This window comes from Paenibacillus sp. CH40 (assembly GCF_024213605.1).
In the GTDB taxonomy this organism is placed as follows: domain Bacteria; phylum Bacillota; class Bacilli; order Paenibacillales; family Paenibacillaceae; genus Paenibacillus; species Paenibacillus polymyxa_B.
This window is the reverse complement of sequence record NZ_JANAVQ010000010.1, coordinates 81599-98241: the sequence shown is the minus strand read 5'-3', so window position 1 is coordinate 98241 and position 16643 is coordinate 81599. Positions and strand designations below refer to the sequence as shown.

Below are 16643 nucleotides of genomic sequence, written 5' to 3'. Positions count from 1 at the left end.
AACCTCCTCAACCCTGTTATAAATAGAAAAGCATATCCCGTACCCGATTGCAACGGTTACTCAGATATGCTCTAAATGTAAATATTATACTTAATGTTATTCAATTCTCTTTATTTCGATTCCCGATTAATGAGGCGCCAAAATACTCAGCTTCTGAAAAGCCTGTAAAATCTGGCTTGCTCCATAGCCCATCGCTTCGTACAAAGGCATGGCCGCACTGTTATGCTTGTCCCCTGCTACCCAAATACGGCTAACCTTACGTTGCTGAAAACGCTGCTCCATGGACTCCACAAGCGATTTGCCGATTCCCATCCGACGACGATCCGGGTGAATAGCGATACGATAGTAACAACCATCATTCTGATCGATCGTGCCGATCAAAGCACCAACGATCTCTCCCTCTTCTTCTGCAACGATGATCAAACCGGAATCCCACGAAAGCTGACGGGCAAACGCACTCACCGTCTCTTTGTAGCACTCCTCTGACAAGGCAATTTGCATGAGTTCCGTTACTGAGTTCACATCACTTAATTGAAAGGAACGAACGTGCATAAGTAATATCTCCCTTTTCGTAAGCATAATAAAAAAATTGAGACAGCACCGTCATTTTTACATAAATCCTTAAATTTCTTATCATGGTGTTAATCACAAGGCATTATGATAAAAATGCATACGATCTGCTATATATGAAATGAAGAACAGGAAAAGGGTGTATGCCCTCAAGTTCGTCATGTCATAGACATGACAGATTATAGCAGACGACAAAAAAGCCGAAATTTCTGCTTCCTTGACCATTAAACCATACTTTTTGACGGAATACATCCCTTTTTCTCATGTAAGCGCTGTATATAAAGCGTTTACATTTTAAAGTTCACAATTTACCTCTTATTACCTATGTATTGTGTATTCCAATCGGGTTTTGGACATGCTAGCTACCAGGCCGTATTGCCCAGTTTGCTATTTTACAAACAAAAATGTTGATAAAATAGGCTGAATGCGGTTTAATATAACTATCGAGGGTATTATTACATAGGAACACTTACCCAACCATATAACCAGGAGGGATTTTACTATGGCATTTCAATTACCAGAACTTCCTTACGCAAAAGACGCACTGGAACCGCACATTGATGCACTGACAGTAGAAATTCACCATGATCGTCACCATAACACATATGTAACGAACTTAAACGCAGCTCTGGAGAGCGCTCCTGAACTGCAAAGCAAAAGCCTGGAGGATCTGATCTCCAATCTGGACAGCGTTCCTGAAAGCATCCGCACTGCGGTTCGCAACAACGGTGGTGGACACCACAACCACAGCCTGTTCTGGGAAGTTATCGGTCCTAACGGCGGTGGACAACCGACAGGTGCTATTGCTGAAGCAATCAGCAACGAGCTGGGCGGCTACGACAAATTTAAAGAAGACTTCACTAAAGCAGCTACAACACGTTTTGGTAGCGGTTGGGCTTGGTTGGTTGTCGGCAAAGACGGCAAACTGGCGATCACTAGCACTCCAAACCAGGATAGCCCGCTGTCTGAAGGTCTGACTCCAGTACTTGGACTGGACGTTTGGGAGCATGCTTACTACCTGAAATATCAAAACAAACGCCCAGACTACATTGCAGCATTCTACAATGTAATCAACTGGGATGAAGTAAACAAACGTTACGCGGCTGCAAAGAAATAAGCCAGTAACAACATCTCTATCCTATAATAAAGGGCTGTCTCAAAAGTAGATTTTCTACGAATGAGACAGCCCTTTTGGCATTCCATGGTAAACTGGTGGAGATGATTCTCAAATACAGCTCTGGAGGTTGATGGATGCAGACTTTTTTTCGTTACAACTGGATGATTCGGGAACAATGGTACCGCTGGTGTGAAGAGGTGTAGCAGGAGGAATTACTGAAACAACGCGTCGGCGGAGTCGGCGGCATTCTAAAGACACTCTTTCATATCGTTGATGTGGAGTGGAGCTGGATTCAAACGATTCAGGGCAAACCCGACTTTCAAGAGGACTTCTCTCTCTATGATACGCTCGACAAAGTCCGTGAGCTGGATGCAAAGTTTCGACTCGATGTCGAGCCGTTCGTGCTCGCCTGGCATGATGGTCTGGAACGGAAAAGGTTCGAAGATCACCTCCCGGACGGCAGGATTGTAATTGATGCGTGGGGCGAGGTGATGCGTCATGTCATCGCCCACCAAATCCACCATATTGGACAGTTGTCCATATGGTCTCGGGAGCTAGGCAAGCCTCCAGTTTCGGCCAATGTAATCGGCAAAGGGCTGATTGAAAGCGATGATAGCATCGATTAGCTTTAACGAACATACAAATATATTCATGTGACTCAGAGCCGTCCCCGGTCGTTTTTAACGACTGAGGACGGCTCTTTTACTTTTTCATCTATACTCTCTTGTCTATTCCACGAATATTCTCTTGGTTCAGACTGTTGACCTCTTACTCTTGAAAGCACCGTAAGCCAATGTAAATAATGCTCCACATAACAGGGCAATAAGATGAGCGATAAGATAATTCATATGACCATGGTTCTCTGACGCTGCAATTGCAAAGCCGGGAAGAGCCGTGGTTCCGAATCCTATGGCTGTCAGCTTGCTTAAATATACATATGCTCCCGCAATCATTCCTCCGAGGCATCCAGCAACCAAGGGGAACTTATACTTTAAAGTGACCCCAAAGATCGCTGGTTCCGAGATTCCAAAAAGTACAGACCCGAATGCAGAGTAACCCATTTCTTTAACCTTGGTGTCTTTGCGATTCAAAAGAATATACCCCAAAACGGCGCCCCCTTGAGCCATCAAAGCTACTGATGCCAACGGGTTGATAAAATTTCTGCCTGTATCGGTTAACAGCTGCGCTTCTACCGCACCCATAACATGATGTAAGCCTGTAATAACAATGATCTGCTGAATGCCTGCAAAAAACATAAAACCGAATATTCCTAGGTTTTGTGTCATCCAAAGCAGCGAAACAGTCACCAAACTGGCTAGCTCTCGCCCAAGAGGGCCGATAATAGTAAACAATAGCAGGGAAGAAACAAAGACCGTCAGCAACGGAGCCAAAAATAGTTTAATCATGTCTGGAACCTTTTTGTTAAAAAACTGATCCAACTTGGCTACCACATATCCCATCATCAGAGCAATAATAATACCGCCCTGAAAGCCTACCAACTGTACGGGAAGGCCGAAAAGACTGATCGATTCCGGATTTTGGCTCCCTTTAGCTACCTCAAAGGCGTCCGCCAAGGCTGGATGAAGCATAATCGCACCCAGCACAAGCCCCAGAATCGGACGGCCGCCATATCTCTTGGTTGCAGAATAAACAACAAGCAGCGGCAGGATGGTGAAAATACCTGTGGAAACGATTTGAACAAAGCGATTGATCCCTTGGAAAATTGGATACATCTCCACAATCGATTTAGGGCCGAATAGCCCCTTCTGGCCTAATAGACCGGTGATCCCCATTAACAATGCGGCGGCAAGAATTCCAGGCATGATCTCAATGAAGACATCTGACAGCGATTTAATGGCTTTTTGAAAAGGATTTTGCCTTTGTGCGGACTTCGATTTGACGTCACTTAATGACATATCTTCCGTTCCGGTCAGTTTGGAAAACACGGCATAGATATTATTGACCAACCCTGCTCCAAAAATGATCTGTAGTTGATCCCCCGCTATGAAAACGCCTTTAACCAGATCAATATCTTCAATCATTTTTAATTCCGCTTTTTCATTGTCCTCAAGTACAATTCTTAATCTTGTGGCACAATGGGCCACACCGATAATGTTGTCTTCACCACCGATATATTTTAAAATTTCTTGAGAAATTTGCTTATACTGCTTTTCTTTTGCTTCCATCTAGTAAAACCTCCTCTAGCTGAATCAGATGTCTTCTTTAACAAATCTCCAGAACATGCCTAAAAAGTCCTGCTTTACCCTGGCAAGCGTTATGCCGACATGCATTAATTCATCACCGCCGAATAGCTCACCGGTTTCTACATTTCTATAAACGTAGTCTGGATTCAAACCTTTGAATTTTAACGTTTTAATCGCGGCTGCGGGTTGGGATAAAACCTTGAAATAGCTGGCCGCCATTTCCGTTTGATCTTCCGACACAAAGTTCCATGCGGCTTCATTTTCATCAAACGGATTAATTATTCTGTAAAACTTCCCAAATTGAATGAGCGATCTAATTTCTTTATATAGAGCTATCTGTTTTTTTACTATTTCTTTTTCCTCAACGGTTAATGTCGTCAGATCCAGCTCATATCCAAAATTACCGGCCATGGCGACATAACCTCTTGTCTCCAAGGGAGTTATTCTACCCACTTGATGGTTGGGTACCGTGGAGACGTGTGCCCCCATAGTAATCGGAGGATAGACAAGACTGGTTCCCCATTGAATTTTCAGTCGGCAAATGGCATCTGTATTGTCACTCGTCCAGGTCTGAGGCATGTAATAGAGCATGCCGGCATCAAAACGGCCTCCTCCACTAGAACAGCTCTCAAATAAGACATGGGGAAATCTTGATGTAAGCTCTTCCATAACACTATAGAGTCCCAGGATATAACGATGCGCAGTCTCCCTCTGTCTCTCAGGTGGCAAGGCTGCCGAACCCACATCCGTCATGTGACGATTCATGTCCCATTTTACATAAGTAATTGGTACGTCCGATAAAATATCGGAAACCGACTTAATAATGTACTCACACACTTCCTTCCTCGATAAATCCAACATCAGTTGATTTCTTCCCAACGTATACGGACGATCAGGGACATGGATACACCAATCGGGATGCTTTCTGTATAAATCGCTGTCTATGGATACCATTTCAGGTTCAAACCACAAACCAAACTTCATACCCAGATTTCGTATGCGGTTTGCAAGATCCAGCAATCCATCTGGAAGTTTGCGACGATCCACCACCCAATCGCCTAATGAAGTATTGTCATCATCCCGTTTTCCAAACCACCCATCATCCAATACAAACAGTTCCACTCCTACACTTTGAGCTTCCTTCGCCAACTGCTCAATCTTGTCGGCATCAAAGTTAAAGTAAGTGGCTTCCCAGTTATTAATCAGGATCGGTCGCTCTTTGTCACGATAAGGCCCACGACATAATCTGTTCCTGTATAATTCATGATAAATTCTCGACATGCCGCCCAAGCCGTTTTCGGTGTATACCATGACCACTTCAGGCGTTTGGAACGATTCCTCAGGTTCAAGCAGCCATGTAAAATCAAAAGGATTAATCCCCATCGTGACTCTTGTGTTCCGATAGGAATCTACCTGAGCCTGGGCCGTAAAGTTCCCGCTGTACACCATATTAAAGGCGTACACTTCACCCTGTTCTTCATCTGTTCCTTCTCTTACAAGTGCCATAAAGGGTGCCTGTTGAGGGCTGCTGGCTCCACGGCAGCTGTCTACCATTTGAATTCCAGGTAAAATTTTTCGTCTTGCTATATTTTTTTCATTATTATGCGCACCGTACAAGGTAATTAGTTCATATTCATCATCACGAAAATCCACACTAGCACTTAACGCTTTAAGCAGTTTTAGCTGCTGCCGACCTTCATTATCGAAACGGACTGAACGGGTAATGACATCCCACTTTTGATATAGGCTATAGGATAGTACAACCTTTACATTAATTAATGGGTCTTCAAGGACGATTTCCAGAGTTTCTACTTCGCCATCATCCTCTGCATAAGTAGAAGGAAGCCCTTTCAATTTTGGTTTGCCTTGGTAAACCCGATGTTCTTTATACCGAAAATCTGTCACTGTAGAACCATTCTCCAATTGAAGCTGATACGCAGGAATCCTGAAATCACTATTTCCAAATGACGGATATTCTTGCGGGATAGTATCCAGTGAAAAGGCTCGATCCGAGCCATCGGGATTGGGTGAAAATCCTCTATCCATAAAGATGATTTTATTGCTTCCCCGATAGTTCTGAATTTTCTTTCCCCAATACAGATGGGCTAAATAACCATCTCGTATAACCTGCATAACATAACTCGTATTGCTGCCTTGTAAATGGAATAAAAGCTTCTCTTTATCGATGTGTATAGCCATAGCAACCCCCTTATAGAGCCAATAGTACGATTTCCAAAAAGTATAAATTATGTTGTTTACTCATTGTTTACATCCTAATAATAATTGAATAGTTTCAATAATTATATGGAATAATGTAGACTCTATATGAAACGGTGTGATAATATGCAGAGATGAATTAAGAGGTGAATTAAGAGGTGAAAACAAATGAGTTCACACTTTTCCAATCATTCCTATAACAACCTGGATCTCAATTTATACACATGTGGCAAAGAAAGCTGTACCAGCAAGCACTCTTATGGTCCAGCCATTCGAAGCGGGTATATGGTGCATTATATTTTAAAAGGAAAAGGGATCTTTAAAGTCAACGATAAAATCTATCATTTGGAGAAAAACGATGCTTTCTTTATTGAGCCGAAGGTTTTAATTTACTACGAAGCGGATGAAGTCGACCCATGGGAATATGCCTGGATTGGTTTTAATGGGGTGCAAGCAAAAGAATATCTAAGCCGGACCTGTATCAATAGGGACAATCCCATTTTCCGGTTTGAAGCAGAGGGCAGCCTTGCCCGCTGTATGGAGAGTATCGTCGTTTCTTCTACACTGAAATCCAACAAAGACCTACTGCTTGCATCCAAGCTGTACGAATTTCTGTATCTGATGTTTGAACATTACCCTAATCAGGAAGTCAACCCTGAGGTAAGACAGCAGCGGTATATTAAAGAAGCGCTTCTCTTCATTCAACAAAACTATTCACACTTCATTACTGTAAGCGACATTGCCAAGTACATTTCAATTGACCGTTCGTATTTGCATCGTTTATTTAAACAGCAACTAAATAAGTCACCACAGGAATTTTTATTGCATTTGAGGATTGAAAAATCGTGCTCCCTATTAAGAAATACTTCCCTTAAAATCGGGGATATTGCTCGGTCTGTAGGGTATAAAGATGTACTCCTATTCTCCAAAATGTTCAAAACGGTCAACAAGGTGACTCCATCCGAATACCGAAAAAATCCCCAAAAATAACACACTTCGTTCGCAACTAAATTAGGCATGTTCATTCCAAAAACAGAAAAATAGCGGCAGCATGGATCAACCTCATGTCCATACTGCCGCTATTTTTTTAACTACCCTCTTTTATGGGCAAAACCTTTAGTTTGACCATTAGTTCTCTTTTTGCTTCGCATAATACTCGGTGATCAGATCGAGGAACACCTTGGGAAACGCCAAGGTGGCCATATCCGCTTCGCTGATCCAGCGGTACCCCGCTGGCAGCGCATTGCGCGTGTGCTCCGCCTGCTCAGCCAGCGCAATCAACGCACCCGGCTTCGCTTCGGTGCTGTAGCTGGCCCGCTGTTCGGCAGCCAGCGGATGTCCTCCCGCCTCCCCGACAGGGGCGGCGACCTCTTCACACTGGAACACACGCAGGTTCCAGTGAATGTGGCTGAACGTGTGCTCCGCCTCACGTACAAACCGCACCGGGCGCGCAAGCACGCCCTCTGCCAGCAAATGAGCCGCCAAATGGTCCATGGCGGGCTCATCCGGCACCGGGCCGTTGTAGCCCTCCGGCCCGGCAAGCTCATGCGGCAGCTCCCACATGCGGGCCAACAGGCCCTTGGCCGGGCGCTGCCGTACGAGCAGGCGGCCTGCGTTCGCTCCGCTGCCCTCGATGAGGGCTACGGAACGCGGCTCCAGCCGCGGCGGCTTCGCCTTGGTCTTGACTGGCAGCGTCTCCTCGCGACCTGCCAACCTGCCCGAGCAATGCTCCATGACCGGGCAGGTCAGACAATGAGGTGACTTCGGCGTGCAGACCAGCGCCCCCAGCTCCATCAGAGCCTGATTAAAATCAGAAGCCCTTCCTTCGGGAATCAGCTCCCGTACCAGACTTTCCATATGCGCCCGCGTGCTGCCCTTCATAATATCCTCTTCAATGAGAAAATAACGCGACAGCACACGCATTACATTTCCGTCCACAGCAGGCTCTGGTCGATTGAAGGCGATACTCATAATCGCCCCCGTCGTATACGGGCCTACTCCTTTCAGTGCAGCGACAGCCTGTGTATCATCCGGCACCTGCCCGCCGTGAAGCTCAACTACTTGTTTAGCCGCCGTTTGTAAATTCCGGGCCCGCGAATAATAACCCAGCCCTTCCCACAGCTTAAGCACATCCTCCTCGGGTGCTTCCGCCAACGCTTCAATTGTAGGAAAACGTGCAATAAAGCGATTAAAATACGGAATGACCGTATCCACACGCGTCTGCTGAAGCATAATTTCCGAGATCCAGATATAAAAAGGATTCCGATGGCGGCGCCACGGCAAATCGCGCTTGTTACGTGTATACCAATTCAACAGTTCAAAGCTGAAATAACGCTTTTGTTCCAATGTATTTGTAGTCATCACATCACATCTCCTTATATTCGACAATCACAAAAGCAGAGGCAATGTTAGGCTGATGTGTAATACTCAAGTGAATGCTGTAATTCGAGTCACCTGTAGACGGCAATCTCAGTCTATCCCACGCGGATGAAGACAAATAAACGGCTGGCTTCCCCCCAGGTTCCGGTAAAATATTCATATCGCCGAACCCGATGATTTGCCCAATTCCGCAACCGAAGGCTTTCGTTATCGCTTCCTTGGCGGCAAAGCGCCCTGCTACGAACTCCGTTAGTCTACCCTTGCGTTCCACAGCAAGCTCACGTTCTGCCGGGGTCAGCACCCGATTCAAAAACGCATCTGCATATTTACCTGCTAAAATATGAGCCATACGGCTTATTTCCAGCACATCATGTCCAATTCCGTAGATCATTTGGGTATTCCCCGTCCTTTTTACTTTACTGGATCTATTGTAACAGTGCGTCCACACCCTGGCGAGTCACAAAGGCGTAAAAGCGGCACCAAAATATGTTAAAATAAGAAAGGCTATAGGTGAATGTTTTGAAATTCAGCTCATATGCCCATTTAAAAAAATTCCCGTAGAAAGGAAGGATAGGATGTCAGAAACCATTATTGTTGAAGCAGGTACCGAAGCAGGAACAGATGCGGTGATCCGGGCTTCCTGGTTTCCCGCTAAAAATACAGCCAAAAGCCTGCTCATCATCGCTCACGGCTACAAAGGATTTAAGGATTGGGGCATGTTCCCCTATATAGCAGAAGCATTGAGTATGGATAACCATGTTGTGACCTTCAACTTTTCACATAATGGCATAGGTGAGGATCTAGAGAATTTTACCGAGCTGGAAAAGTTCGCACGCAACACCTATAGCCGCGAACAAGAGGATTTGGAACTATTGCTGTCCAATCTGAGAGCACGTCATGAGTTCAGAGAATTGCCGTTGTTTCTGTTAGGACATAGCCGAGGCGCGGGAAGCTGCTTTGTATATGCTCTAGATCATCCCGGCGAGATTGCTGGCGTCATTTCATGGAATGGCGTGACAGATCTTGATTTGTTTACTTTACCGCAAAAAGAAGAAATGCGCGCCAAGGGGCGCAGCTATGTGGAGAACGCCAGAACAGGACAACAGCTTCCGCTGGATGCTGTCATTCTGGAAGACCTGGAACAAAATCGCCAGCGTTTTGCCATTGTAGACAGACTTGCCAACAGCCAGCTCCCAGCTGTACTGATCCAGGGAACCGAAGATTCCAAACGTCTACGGGAAGGCTCTGCCCTGCTCACATCCGTTCGTCCCGACATCGAATGGGTACAAATTCAAGGCGGCAATCATACCTTTAATACCGTTCATCCATTCCAGGGAGGTAGCCTTCCACTGGATCAAGCGATTACTGAAACCCGCCGCTTCATTGAGTGGATCACCAATTAAATTATTGCCCCTTCAATACAAACGGCGATCCGCCGGGCGGATCGCCGCATTTATTTACTTCAGGATTTTACAATTCCATAATAATTAATGCTTACACTCCTGGGATGCTTGTCCGCTTATGCGCTGTACGTGTAAAGAAGCTTTCCAGCTTTTCGCGTGCCGCCGGGTCAATTTCCTTGCCTTCCAGGTAGTCGCTGTTTGCTTCGTAGGAGATCCCCAGTTCTTTTTCATCCGTCTGGCCTTCCCACAATCCTGCTGTAGGCGCTTTGTCCAAAATGGCCTGCGGAACTCCAAGATAGCTAGCGAGCAAGCGCACCTGACGTTTGTTAAGCGTGCTAAGTGGCGTAATATCAACCGCACCATCGCCCCATTTGGTATAAAAGCCTGTGATGGCTTCTGAAGCGTGATCTGTGCCAACGACGAGCAGATTCAGCTCATTCGCGAGTGCGTACTGAACCACCATACGTGTTCTTGCCTTTACATTCCCTCTCACTTGCGGAGTAATGGAACGCTCCAGACCGATATCCTTTAACGTATGCTCCACTTCCACGGCAACCTTGTCCACGGCTTCCTTAATGTTCGTTTCCCCAGCATATTTCAGGTCGAACGCTTTGGCTACCGCGTAGCTATGCTCGATATCTTCCTGTTGGCCGTATGGCTGGAATACACCCAGTGTTTTGTATTCGTCCCCTTGTTCCTGCGTCAATTCATCTGTAGCCCGCTTGCACAAAGCGGCTGCTACGGCACTATCAATCCCGCCACTGATGGCGATCAACAGCCCTTTGCTTCCCGTTTTCGTTACATACGACTTGAGGAAATCCACACGCTTACGGACCTCCGCCTCTACATTAATCGTAGGCTGTACTCCCAATTCAGCAATAATCTGTTCCTGCAAACTCATCAGATAAGCACCTCTTTTTTAGGAATTTCCTTCACAAGCCAACATGCAAAAGCCCCGGCAAGTTTCGCAGGCGAAAAATGCGGGGCATAGCTTGAGCAGTCTTACCGGCAAAAACGATCAAATGCACTGGTCAAATCAGCAGCGATCTGATCTGCCGAACGATCCTCCACCTGATGACGCTCGATGAAGTGAACCAGCTCGCCGTCTTTCAACAGCGCGATAGAAGGGGATGACGGTGGGTAAGGTGCGAAAAATTCGCGAGCCTTTGCCGTTGCTTCCTTGTCCTGTCCGGCAAAAACCGAATACAGATGATCTGGCGTAAGATCATGCTTCAGCGCTTCAGCCACACCCGGGCGGCATTGGCCTGCGGCACAACCACATACCGAGTTCACAACAACCAACACTGTCCCTTTAGCATTAGGAAGCTTGGCCTCCACATCTTCAGAAGTACGCAGTTCCTGAATCCCAAGATTCGTCAGTTCATCGCGCATTGGCTGAACTGAATCTCTCATATATTGATCGAAAGACATAGACATATTCTTTCACTCCTTTTCCAAAAATCATGTATACTACGTTTTTAATTTCATCCTTTGCCGTAGTAAAGGCATGGACATCTAAACTTCATTATACAATCTTTTTCACGTAATTTGCAAAAATCCGGCTATATATTTGCACGATTATTTCTGTATCGAATTTATGACAGAAGGTTCAGCGTGATCCCGGTAAGTCGGGACGGTTCTGCGCAATCGGACTTTAAACTGCGTGCCCATTCCCTCCACCGAGTCTACGGCAATCGTACCGTGATGACGCTCCACTATACTTTGACATAAGGCCAGCCCCAAACCTGTACCTTTCGTTTTGGTGGTGTAAAAAGGTTGGAACAGCTTTTCAAGCTGTTTTTGCGGAATTCCCGGACCTGTGTCCTTTACTTCGAGTTCCACGAAATCCCCTTCCTCATGAGTCGAAATGGTCAACACCCCCTTTTCTCCCATAGCTTCCATCGCATTACGTGATAAATTAAGCAGCAACTGCTTCATTTCCTTAGGGTTCAAATGCAGCATCGTCACATGCTCCTCCAGCTTTAGCTCAATCGTCTGCCCCCTCAGATTCGCATCTGCCCACAATAAAGGCGTCAGTTCGCGAATAATATCATGCAGATGACATTGCTCCTTCTCGACAATCCGATTCTGGGCCAGTGAAAGGAAATCGTTAATAATTCCGTTCGCCCGGTCAAGTTCCTCCATCACAATACGGTAGTAATGGTTGAGAGATTCTGGACTTTTCTCACGCATAAGCTGTAAAAAACCACGCACAACCGCCATCGGATTACGTATTTCATGAGTAATGCCCGCTGCCATCTGTCCGACCAGACTGAGCCTTTCAAAATTGCCTAGCTCACTGCGCAGCGTCTCCAGCTCTGTAATATCTTGCAAGGCGATAATGACGCCTGTCGTTTGGTTTACGTGTTTATCCCGAATAGGAAGGAAACTTGAGAAGAATACTTTGGGAGGAACATTTATAAAATCAGCACCCGCCTCTCCTTGCAACGCTTTTGCAACTCGTTCGTTAACCACAGGCAAAGCGCTAAAACCATATAACGAGGTCAATGGACGGCCTACCACCTCAGGCAGTGTAATGTAGGGATCGAAGTCCTGGTAGAGTTCCAGCATCGTTTTGTTCATATGTATAACTCGTTCTTCGCTGTCCAGAGTAACAAGAGATAACGGCATCAAATCCATAACTTGACGCAGCTTATCCACTTCAATTAAGTATTTGCTCGTAAATTCAGTCACATCACGCCGCAGCGCCAGCTTCTCAAAGGCATTATGCATCAGACTCACGACCGTAAAACTTGCCAGCACACCTGCACCAATATTCCAGAACGTTGTAAGTAAGTCAGGAATGTATACCGAAATATCCTGTTTGCCCCACAGTAGCGGAAATATCGCCTTAAACAGCATATCAGCCACAACATATGCGGAGATTAGGAGTTTTTTGTCCACCAAGGTTCCTCTTTGAAAAAACTTGACATGCAGCAGCATAAAAGGAAAAAGAATAAAACCCGTACCCACATACATCGGGGACATTTCTGTCGACTGGGCTATAATCAGGACACCCATCAGTGCGGAAGCGGCGAGCACGAAGGCAGTGCGACGTCTACCGTACATGATGCCAACAGCAAGGGGAATAATACCGAGATTGGAAGGTAGACCATACGGAGACTGATATTGAAAGAGTGTACATAGCAATATGGCTGGCAAGCAACACAGATACAGTATTCCTTGATTGGGTCCAGGAAGCAGATTGCCGCCCCAAACCTTTTTCTTATCCCCATAATCCGTTAATATAGAGAAAAAACCCGCCGATATAACGGCAAGGAGAACTTGGAGCACACTTTCCTTCAACGCAATTAACAAGGACTTCTCCCCCTCATCATCTTTCCTTGACGCCGTTAGTTGAATTAAAGCACAGGCTACAATATATTACAATATATGTGTTAAAATCCCGGTGTAGAACGACAAAATCTGCTAAATACTAGATGTATATAACAGGAACGTTTTTACGCGTTTTAAATTCCTGCAAATTGAAATATATACGTGTTTACTGTGCTCTAAGGCTATCCGAAGCGACGGTATTACGATATGATGAAAAATCGGTTACACCATTCTGAATTTTTTGAAAATTTGTCGACGAAAAGGAAGAGGTTTATGACTTACGACGTTATTGTGATCGGAGGCGGCTCAGCCGGATTAATGGCTGCTGCCGCTGCCAGCGGTGAGGGCGCCAAGGTGCTTTTGCTTGAAAAAGGAAATAAGCTCGGGCGAAAGCTGGGGATCTCTGGTGGAGGCCGTTGCAATGTCACGAATGCCAAAGAGCTGGACGAACTCATTCGACACATTCCCGGCAATGGCCGTTTTCTGCACAGTGCACTGGCGGCTTTCGGCAATCGGGATATCATCGCCTTTTTTGAACAGCTGGGTATAGCCTTAAAGGAAGAAGACAATGGGCGTATGTTTCCAGTGACGGACAAAGCCAAAACAGTTGTCGATGCTTTGATCAACAAGGTACGCTCTCAAGGAGTCGAGATTCGGACAAGCTGTCCTGTTCAAGAGGTTATTTACAATGAAGGCCATACGGCTGGGGTGCGGCTGCGTTCCGGTGAAATCCTACATAGCCGTAATGTCATTGTAGCCGTTGGCGGCAAATCCGTCCCGCATACAGGCTCGGAAGGTGACGGCTATGCATGGGCAGAACAAGCAGGGCATACGATTACGGAACTGTACCCAACAGAGGTGCCGTTGACCTCAGGCGAGACGTTCATCCAGACGAAAGAGCTTCAGGGACTATCCTTACGCGATATCAGTCTGACCGTATGGAATGCGAAGCAAAAGAAAGTTGTCGTCCATGAAGGAGATATGATTTTTACACATTTCGGTCTATCTGGCCCAACTGCTTTGCGGTGCAGTCAGTTTGTCGTCAAGGGAATGAAAAAGGATAAGGTAAACACGGTGTTGTTGACTCTGGATTTACAGCCTCACAAACATGCCGATGAAGTCTACCGTGAGACGCTGGAATTGGCATCGGTCGATGCTAAAAAAGCGATCAAAAATGTGCTTAAGCCTTATTTACCGGAACGCTTGATTCCATTGTTGCTCCAGCAAGCCGAACTGCGTGAGGATTTGACCTATGATCATATTCCCAAGCAGCAATGGCAAGAACTTGCTCATCACATTAAGGCGTTTCCAATCCGTGTGAACGGTACGCTCTCTCTGAAGGAAGCATTTGTTACCGGGGGCGGTGTGAATTTGAAGGAAATTAATCCGAAAACGATGGAGTCCAAGCTGATGCCTGGATTGTTCTTCTGCGGTGAGATTCTCGATATTCACGGTTACACAGGTGGTTATAATATTACAGCGGCGTTTACGACAGGGCATACAGCAGGAACCCAAGCGGCTGTAAGCGATTAAGACGCTGCGCTGTAAACCGCCATTACATCCGCATTCTTATAGGAAAAGTAGGAAGAAAATCAAAAAGACTTAAATCAGTCATATTGCTGATTTAAGTCTTTTTTTGTGTAATCGCGTATTGAACAAGCTCTATCTTGTTTTGACATTTGTCGCTATTCTATACCTCAATAATGATAGGTAAAATCATGGGTCTTCTCTTCGTCTGACTGTAAATAAAGCGGCCAACATCATCTTTTAACATCTGCTTAATCAGTCCCCACTGACTCATTTCGATTTCTGTTAACTCGTTCACTGTGGACATAATCGTGTCGTGGATCTGACTCATGAGCTCTTCGGAATCCTTAACATATACAAAGCCTCTTGAAATGACCTCTGGCGTTGCGAGCATTTGTTTCTCGTTTTTGCTCAACGTCATCACAATAATCAGCATTCCGTCTGAAGAAAGCTTTTTACGGTCTCGTAATACAATATTACCTACGTCCCCTGTTACCAACCCGTCTACCAAGCTATTGCCGGCTGATACTTTGGGCCCCAGGGATGCTCTTCCCTCTTCGATTTGAACAGTGTCACCGTTATGGACGATAAATACATTCTCCATCGGAATCCCCACAGACTCCGCTAGCTGACGATGCTGATACAACATCCTGAATTCACCGTGTATGGGAATTAAATACTCCGGTTTCATCAGGGTCATCATTAATTTTAATTCTTCCTGGCTGCCATGACCGGATACGTGCATTCCCGTGGAGCTGCCTGATCCATAAATAACCTGGGCACCCAGCACATACAAATTATCAATGACCTGGGAAAGGTTTCGCTCATTCCCCGGTATGGCTCCCGCAGCAATGATGACCGTATCACCAGGCAAAATTTCGATTTTGGGATGCAGGGAATTGGCTAAACGTGACAATGCGGCCATCGGCTCTCCCTGACTTCCGGTACATAAAACTGCAATTTCTTCTGCGGGGAACCGCTCTGTTTCCCCCGGCTCAATCAACAAATCCTCAGGCATATGCAAGAAGCCCAGCTCCTTGGCCACCGAAACCACATTTATCATACTGCGTCCGAGTAAAACCAGTTTGCGACCTGTTTCCACAGCCGCGTCAATGACTTGTTGGACACGGTTCACATTAGAAGCGAACGTGGAGATAAATACCTGCTGCTTGGCTCTGGCAAATGCATCTAGAATATGCCCGCCAACCAAACGTTCTGAAGGGGTAAATCCTGGCCTTTCCGCATTTGTACTTTCGGAGAGCAGCACTTTTACCCCCTTCTTTCCTATTTCAGCCATTCGATGAAGATCGGGAAAAGGTCCGCTTACGGGAGACATATCGAATTTAAAATCCCCGGTATGGACCACATTGCCTTCCGGTGTCTGAAAAAAGACACCCAGGCAATCCGGGATACTGTGGACCGTGGTGAAAAAGGAGGCCTGAATCGTTCCCGCTTGAACGGTTGAATCTGCATCTATAAGATGAAGCTCAGCATCACGTAAAAGATTGTGCTCCCTTAACTTAATCTTAATTAATTCGATGGTGAGCTTTGTGCCAAAAACGGGCATATTAATCTGCTTCAGCAAATAGGGAATACCTCCGATGTGATCCTCATGCCCATGAGTCACAATGAGCGCTCTGACTTTATCCTGATTTTCCAGCAGATAGGTGACATCGGGCACAATAAGGTCAATACCAGGCAAGTTCTCATCAGGAAACTTGGAGCCACAATCGATAACGACAATATCCTGATCGTATTGGATGAAATACATGTTTTTCCCGATTTCATTAACACCGCCTAGAGCAGCAATGAGTAATCTATTATCAGCGTGCATCAATTTTATTTCCTCCTTAGGAAAATGCTATCCATATTATTCATTTTTCACGTAAA

Annotated in this window: 13 protein-coding genes and 1 pseudogene; 5 read left to right on the top strand and 9 right to left on the bottom strand. The window is 45.8% G+C overall.

Annotation, left to right across the window (positions count from 1 at the left end):
* Positions 1-126 precede the first annotated feature (126 nt).
* Positions 127-552 (bottom strand): GNAT family N-acetyltransferase, encoded by a 426-nt coding sequence (locus tag NLX73_RS22335; RefSeq protein WP_023986994.1) that lies wholly within the window; start codon positions 550-552, stop codon positions 127-129.
* Between the two features lie 520 nt (positions 553-1072).
* Between NLX73_RS22335 and NLX73_RS22330 the strand changes: the two genes are divergently transcribed.
* Positions 1073-1687 (top strand): superoxide dismutase, encoded by a 615-nt coding sequence (locus NLX73_RS22330; protein WP_023986992.1) that lies wholly within the window; start codon positions 1073-1075, stop codon positions 1685-1687.
* A 134-nt stretch (positions 1688-1821) separates the two neighbouring features.
* Positions 1822-2313: pseudogene (locus NLX73_RS22325) on the top strand (DinB family protein).
* 126 nt (positions 2314-2439) lie between these two features.
* Here the strand turns inward: NLX73_RS22325 and NLX73_RS22320 are convergent.
* Both NLX73_RS22320 and NLX73_RS22315 read right to left on the bottom strand, forming a co-directional pair.
* Positions 2440-3873, bottom strand: coding sequence for a PTS transporter subunit EIIC (locus tag NLX73_RS22320; protein ID WP_254327365.1), 1434 nt, complete (start codon positions 3871-3873; stop codon positions 2440-2442).
* A gap of 24 nt (positions 3874-3897) precedes the next feature.
* Positions 3898-6090, bottom strand: coding sequence for an alpha-galactosidase (locus NLX73_RS22315; protein WP_254327364.1), 2193 nt, complete (start codon positions 6088-6090; stop codon positions 3898-3900).
* A 186-nt stretch (positions 6091-6276) separates the two neighbouring features.
* Between NLX73_RS22315 and NLX73_RS22310 the strand changes: the two genes are divergently transcribed.
* Entirely contained in the window at positions 6277-7098 is an 822-nt protein-coding gene (locus NLX73_RS22310) for an AraC family transcriptional regulator (RefSeq protein ID WP_165178989.1), read from the top strand.
* A gap of 138 nt (positions 7099-7236) precedes the next feature.
* Here the strand turns inward: NLX73_RS22310 and mutY are convergent, their stop codons facing one another.
* On the bottom strand, positions 7237-8469 hold the full coding sequence (gene mutY / locus NLX73_RS22305) for an A/G-specific adenine glycosylase (RefSeq protein WP_254327363.1): 1233 nt from the start codon (positions 8467-8469) through the stop codon (positions 7237-7239).
* Positions 8470-8473: 4 nt separating this feature from the next.
* Entirely contained in the window at positions 8474-8878 is a 405-nt protein-coding gene (gene acpS, locus NLX73_RS22300; RefSeq protein WP_254327362.1) for a holo-ACP synthase, read from the bottom strand.
* A 184-nt stretch (positions 8879-9062) separates the two neighbouring features.
* Here acpS and NLX73_RS22295 point away from each other — a divergent pair, with 184 nt between their 5' ends.
* Entirely contained in the window at positions 9063-9890 is an 828-nt protein-coding gene (locus NLX73_RS22295) for an alpha/beta hydrolase family protein (protein WP_134902226.1), read from the top strand.
* Positions 9891-9981: 91 nt separating this feature from the next.
* Here NLX73_RS22295 and nadE read toward each other — a convergent pair whose 3' ends face one another.
* The 3 genes from nadE to NLX73_RS22280 all read right to left on the bottom strand — a co-directional run bounded on the left by nadE (position 9982) and on the right by NLX73_RS22280 (position 13208).
* Positions 9982-10791 (bottom strand): ammonia-dependent NAD(+) synthetase, encoded by an 810-nt coding sequence (gene nadE, locus NLX73_RS22290; protein WP_025722646.1) that lies wholly within the window; start codon positions 10789-10791, stop codon positions 9982-9984.
* Positions 10792-10892: 101 nt separating this feature from the next.
* A complete protein-coding gene (locus tag NLX73_RS22285; RefSeq protein WP_023986978.1) occupies positions 10893-11327 on the bottom strand; it encodes a BrxA/BrxB family bacilliredoxin in 435 nt (144 codons plus the stop codon).
* Between the two features lie 141 nt (positions 11328-11468).
* A complete protein-coding gene (locus NLX73_RS22280) occupies positions 11469-13208 on the bottom strand; it encodes a two-component system sensor histidine kinase NtrB (protein ID WP_254327361.1) in 1740 nt (579 codons plus the stop codon).
* 291 nt (positions 13209-13499) lie between these two features.
* Between NLX73_RS22280 and NLX73_RS22275 the strand changes: the two genes are divergently transcribed.
* Positions 13500-14759, top strand: a complete 1260-nt coding sequence (locus tag NLX73_RS22275; RefSeq protein ID WP_250259440.1) for a BaiN/RdsA family NAD(P)/FAD-dependent oxidoreductase — start codon at positions 13500-13502, stop codon at positions 14757-14759.
* A gap of 157 nt (positions 14760-14916) precedes the next feature.
* Here NLX73_RS22275 and NLX73_RS22270 read toward each other — a convergent pair whose 3' ends face one another.
* Positions 14917-16587: a ribonuclease J gene (locus NLX73_RS22270; RefSeq protein ID WP_254327397.1), complete on the bottom strand. Its 1671-nt coding sequence runs from the start codon at positions 16585-16587 to the stop codon at positions 14917-14919.
* Between the last annotated feature and the right edge of the window lie 56 nt (positions 16588-16643).

Bases quoted from the DNA above. Each gene is read 5' to 3' on its own strand.
- NLX73_RS22295 (WP_134902226.1), top strand. From the start codon at position 9,063: ATGTCAGAAACCATTATTGTTGAAGCAGGTACCGAAGCAGGAACAGAT.
- acpS (WP_254327362.1), bottom strand. From the start codon at position 8,878: ATGATCTACGGAATTGGACATGATGTGCTGGAAATAAGCCGTATGGCT.
- NLX73_RS22310 (WP_165178989.1), top strand. From the start codon at position 6,277: ATGAGTTCACACTTTTCCAATCATTCCTATAACAACCTGGATCTCAAT.
- NLX73_RS22330 (WP_023986992.1), top strand. From the start codon at position 1,073: ATGGCATTTCAATTACCAGAACTTCCTTACGCAAAAGACGCACTGGAA.
- NLX73_RS22315 (WP_254327364.1), bottom strand. From the start codon at position 6,090: ATGGCTATACACATCGATAAAGAGAAGCTTTTATTCCATTTACAAGGC.
- NLX73_RS22335 (WP_023986994.1), bottom strand. From the start codon at position 552: ATGCACGTTCGTTCCTTTCAATTAAGTGATGTGAACTCAGTAACGGAA.
- NLX73_RS22270 (WP_254327397.1), bottom strand. From the start codon at position 16,587: ATGCACGCTGATAATAGATTACTCATTGCTGCTCTAGGCGGTGTTAAT.
- mutY (WP_254327363.1), bottom strand. From the start codon at position 8,469: ATGACTACAAATACATTGGAACAAAAGCGTTATTTCAGCTTTGAACTG.
- NLX73_RS22285 (WP_023986978.1), bottom strand. From the start codon at position 11,327: ATGTCTATGTCTTTCGATCAATATATGAGAGATTCAGTTCAGCCAATG.
- NLX73_RS22275 (WP_250259440.1), top strand. From the start codon at position 13,500: ATGACTTACGACGTTATTGTGATCGGAGGCGGCTCAGCCGGATTAATG.
- nadE (WP_025722646.1), bottom strand. From the start codon at position 10,791: ATGAGTTTGCAGGAACAGATTATTGCTGAATTGGGAGTACAGCCTACG.
- NLX73_RS22320 (WP_254327365.1), bottom strand. From the start codon at position 3,873: ATGGAAGCAAAAGAAAAGCAGTATAAGCAAATTTCTCAAGAAATTTTA.